This window comes from Pseudomonas sp. FME51 (genome assembly GCF_014897305.1).
Genome location: NZ_JABUYN010000030.1, coordinates 1 through 4,217 on the forward strand (window position 1 = coordinate 1; position 4,217 = coordinate 4,217).

Consider the following 4,217-nt stretch of genomic DNA (forward strand, 5'->3'; position numbering starts at 1 on the left):
GGCCGTGGCGGCCTGACTTAAACGGAATGGCCTCCATAAAACCCGGTGTGATTCACTAATGTGTTTATTAAAACTCTTACGTTACATTGGATAAGTGCGCTGGGTGGCTGTTCTATGTCAAAGCTTAACGGCGATGTGACGGCAATTTCGTTTTTGGTGCGATACTGTTCAGACAGAGAGATACCCCCGGAAAATATTTTCTCTACCCCCGACGCAATCGATTTCTTAACGAGCCGAGCTTCTACAACAAAACAAGTAGGGCTTTTTCTTGGAAAGATTCAGCGCATAGCTGATACCGCAACGGTACTCAGCAATAACAGATTCTGGCAAGAAATAAGGCCCTCGGTTGAGTTTCTCAGTAGATTGAGAAGAACCCGAAAAAAGTTCCCAGAAACCACGGACTCAGTACAGACGCTACTTATTCCTTCAGATATCTATCAAAGTGTACTCAAGAAAACTATTGAAGATCTGGATTGTTTCTTGCGACACGAGAAAGCTATAAAGCTTGTCTTTTCATTGCGAGGCCTCGCAAGAGATAAAGGAGTTACGCTGGATAGGAGCTTGGTTCCTACCACAACAACAAGAGGCCAGGATGGGCGTATCCAATACTACTGGAAAAAGCTACTGCGTGAGAACATGGATGTTTCTACAGCACTGAAAGAGCTTTATAAAGCAGGTATCTCAAAAAGTGAAAGTTGGGCAGGCCTTGTCGAAAACCTGAAGCGCTGGCAGCTCCGGTGTGCCATTTTAATATCTGCGTTTACTGGCATGCGCAAGAGTGAATTGTTGGCCATTCCCCTTAACGGATTAAAGACAATAAATACCGAAAATGGCCTTATTCCTGTTGTTTGGTCGACAACAACAAAGCTTGAAGCCAATGGCGCTCCTCGGTTTACGAAATGGGTGACATGCTCAGCAGTCGAAGCTGCTTTTAAGGTTGCAAAGATAATTACTGAAGGTGTGCTTGAATGGTCTGGCGACAGGCGAATAATGGATATCCAAGAACAAGAAATACCTCTTTTCTTGTCAATTGAACACGGAAAAAGTGGTATTCCACACCGACAGTTTCGGTTTACAACAACCACTTTCTGCTTAAAACGTATTAATGAAGATCTCTACAGTAAAGAACTAACAGTCACAGATAAGGATGTAGCAGAAATAAGTTGGTTTCTGTATGGGGATGGTGTGCCCGAGGCTATCAAAGTAGGTAAAGTCTGGCCCCTAACATTTCACCAGTTTAGGCGGTCAATGGCAGTCTATGCAGCAGCTAGCGGAATGGTGTCATACCCAGTGCTCAAGGCACAACTTAAACATATCAGCATGGTGATGACAGTATATTACTCAGACTCCAATTCAAGAGCTATAAATATTCTAGGTGAAGACGCTGAGATCAAATCCTTGCGTGCTGAGTGGTTAGATGCCAAAGCACGCACTGAAGCGGATAGCATCTATACGCTTCTAGAAAGCTCTCAACCATTAGAGGGTATCGCGGGTAGAAGGTTGAAAGCCCAAAAAGACAGAAATGAATTGCCCCATTTCTTTGAAAGCCGGGCGTCGACCAAGCAAGCGGTAAAAAAGGGAAAATTTCGTTATCGGCCCACATTGGTTGGAGGGTGTATATCTGTTGCGGCCTGTAATAAAGGCGCTGGCGTGCTCGCATCCGCCTGTATCAGTTGCGAAAATGCCGTATTTCTTCCAGGCTCAAGAGCCGCGCTAGAGCAGACAAAAGAGTTTTATGAGGCACAGCTGGCCGAAGGTGCCCCAAAGCGTGCGCGACAAGAGTACGAGACCAATATTAAGCACATTGATAGCTTTTTGCAGAGACTTGTTGAAACAGAGGAGGTCACTTGAAAACACGCAGTAAAATAGAAGAGGAGTATTGGCGTGCCCTTGAGCGCTTGAAAAATGGCACAACCAAGATTGTCGATACCAAGTCTTCTCGATTTAAATTCACTAAAGATGCAGTGGGGCGTGAGGCTGGCAGAGGAAAAGGGTACGTGCGTTATGAAAGGTATCCTTTACTGTGCGAAGCCATCGCAGATGCAGAGGAAGCTAGACAGCAAAATGAACCAGTAAAATCAACGGCGAGAGCTAGGATTGAACAACAGAAAGCGCTAAAGCAAAAAGCGATAGGTGACTATAACCAGCTAAAACAAGAATACGACCTGTTGATGACGGAATACCTCAATGTAGTGAGGCGCAATTTTGAGTTAGAAACAGGGCTGGTAGAAGCTAAGGATGTTAAAATTATTAGAATGCCCAATGTGCGCTAAGTGCTTTTATTGAAAATGGAATGGCTTTTATATCTCTGTTTTTAAATGTTTTCGAGTTGTCAGCTCATATTAGGAAATGAATAAATGAGAGTATGCAGTAGCGATGATGAATACTGTCAAAATTTGATAAATGCCTTTGCGGACATTATCCCCAATTTAACAATAAAAGGTGACGCAGAAGAGCCGTTTTACGAAGCTCCGACAGCAAATACTCATGCCATCCTATATTTTAGAAGCAACTACCCACGCAGCCTCTTACATGAGATTTCTCACTACTGTTTAGCGGGTGATCGGCGAAGAGGTTTAGATGATTTCGGATACTGGTATGCCCCGTGCGGACGAACAACTGAAGAGCAGCAGCGTTTTGAAGAAGTTGAAGCGAGGCCACAAGGATTAGAAAAAGCCATGTGTGAAATTGTGGGCCTCAAGTTTTCACCAAGCCTTGACGATTTTTCAGGACGGCCGCCGTCGGAATGTTTTCTACAAGAGCTAGAAAAAGCCTATCAAGAGATGAGGGTCAATCCACCCCCCACAGCCAGTAAAGTGTTGTCTGGGTTGAAAAACTATTGGGAAAATAATTTTGTAGCTAATTTTAATTCGCCAATCAGATCAGATATGTAACAAGGCTAAACCCCTTATTAATTGATGAAGCGTTTTGCGACATGATCGATTATGCCTGCCTTATCCAACTAGATTGCCGATGAGCTGCAACGATACACGGTAAGCGTCGTGAACAAGCTGGCGAAGTACCTGGACGATGACAGTATCCAGAATCGCATTACTCAAGAGGTAATCCCCCCTAAAAACCACGGTGCTCATAAGTAGAATTTTCCGTAAGCTGCACGCAGGGAGATTCTGCATGAGAAAATCACGTTTTACCGACAGCCAGATACTGGCCGTCCTGAAGCAGGCCGAGAACGGGGTTCCGGTGCCTGAGCTGTGCCGTGAGCACGGCATCAGCAGTGCGACCTTTTACAAGTGGCGATCCAAGTTTGGTGGCATGGATGCATCCATGATGGCCCGACTCAAGGAACTTGAGGACGAGAACCGGCGCCTGAAGAAGATGTATGCCGAGGAGCGGCTCAAGGCCGAGATACTCAAGGAAGCCATTGAAAAAAAGTGGTGAAGCCGTCTCGCCGCCGTGAGATGGCGCAAAAGGCAGTCGCAGACAAAGCGGTCAGTATCCGGCTGGCGTGTTGTCTGTTCGGAATCAGTGAGACCTGCTACAGATACCAGGCCAGGCTGAGCGGCGAGAATGCCTTGATCGCCGACTGGCTGCTGCGTCTGACCGAGAATCAGCGCAACTGGGGCTTTGGTCTGTGCTTCCTGTATTTGCGTAATGTGAAGCGCTTTGGCTGGAACCACAAACGCGTCTACCGCATTTACCGAGAGCTGGAGTTGAATCTACGGATCAAGCCCAGGAAACGGTTGATGCGTGAGAAGCCTGAGCCTCTGGCTGTGCCAGCCACGGTCAATGAGTGTTGGTCAATGGACTTCATGCATGATCAGCTTGGTGATGGGCACAGTTACCGCCTGTTCAATGTGCTGGATGACTTCAACCGCGAAGGACTGGGTATCGAAGTGGATCTGTCGCTGCCAGCAGAGCGGGTCATCAGGTCACTGGATCAAATCATTGAGTGGCGGGGCAAGCCGACCACCATTCGCTGTGACAACGGCCCTGAATATATCAGCGGCAAGCTGGCTGCGTGGGCTGAAAAGCGTGGCATCCGTCTGAGCTTTATCCAGCCGGGCAAGCCGCAACAGAATGCCTACATCGAACGCTACAACCGTACAGTGCGTTATGACTGGCTATCGCATTATCTGTTTGATTCGATTGAGCAGGTTCAGGACTTCGCTACACGCTGGCTCTGGACGTACAATAATGAACGTGCGTATTCCGCGCCATCGTGACCACCCATTCCGTTTCAACGTGACCGCCTGTTC

4 protein-coding genes are annotated in these 4,217 nt (G+C 47.0%); all 4 read left to right on the plus strand.

All coding sequences use genetic code 11. The features are described from left to right. Positions 1-114: 114 nt before the first annotated feature. The 4 genes from INT39_RS22130 (at position 115) to INT39_RS22145 (ending at position 4,184) form a co-directional block, all read left to right on the plus strand. Entirely contained in the window at positions 115-1,851 is a 1,737-nt protein-coding gene (locus INT39_RS22130) for a hypothetical protein (protein ID WP_193076129.1), read from the plus strand. Next, positions 1,848-2,273: a hypothetical protein gene (locus tag INT39_RS22135; RefSeq protein WP_193076130.1), complete on the plus strand. Its 426-nt coding sequence runs from the start codon at positions 1,848-1,850 to the stop codon at positions 2,271-2,273. The genes INT39_RS22130 and INT39_RS22135 overlap by 4 nt, the downstream gene beginning before the upstream one ends. An 84-nt stretch (positions 2,274-2,357) precedes the next feature. Then, entirely contained in the window at positions 2,358-2,894 is a 537-nt protein-coding gene (locus INT39_RS22140; RefSeq protein ID WP_193076131.1) for an elongation factor P hydroxylase, read from the plus strand. 238 nt (positions 2,895-3,132) lie between these two features. Then, positions 3,133-4,184 (plus strand): IS3 family transposase gene (locus INT39_RS22145; protein ID WP_413468962.1). Its coding sequence is split into 2 segments (ribosomal slippage): positions 3,133-3,394 and positions 3,394-4,184, totalling 1,053 coding nucleotides; the frame shifts between segments, so codons are not numbered across the junction. Positions 4,185-4,217: the final 33 nt, after the last annotated feature.

Coding starts and splice junctions, on each gene's coding strand:
- INT39_RS22140 (WP_193076131.1), top strand. CDS start 2,358: ATGAGAGTATGCAGTAGCGATGATGAATACTGTCAAAATTTGATAAAT.
- INT39_RS22130 (WP_193076129.1), top strand. CDS start 115: ATGTCAAAGCTTAACGGCGATGTGACGGCAATTTCGTTTTTGGTGCGA.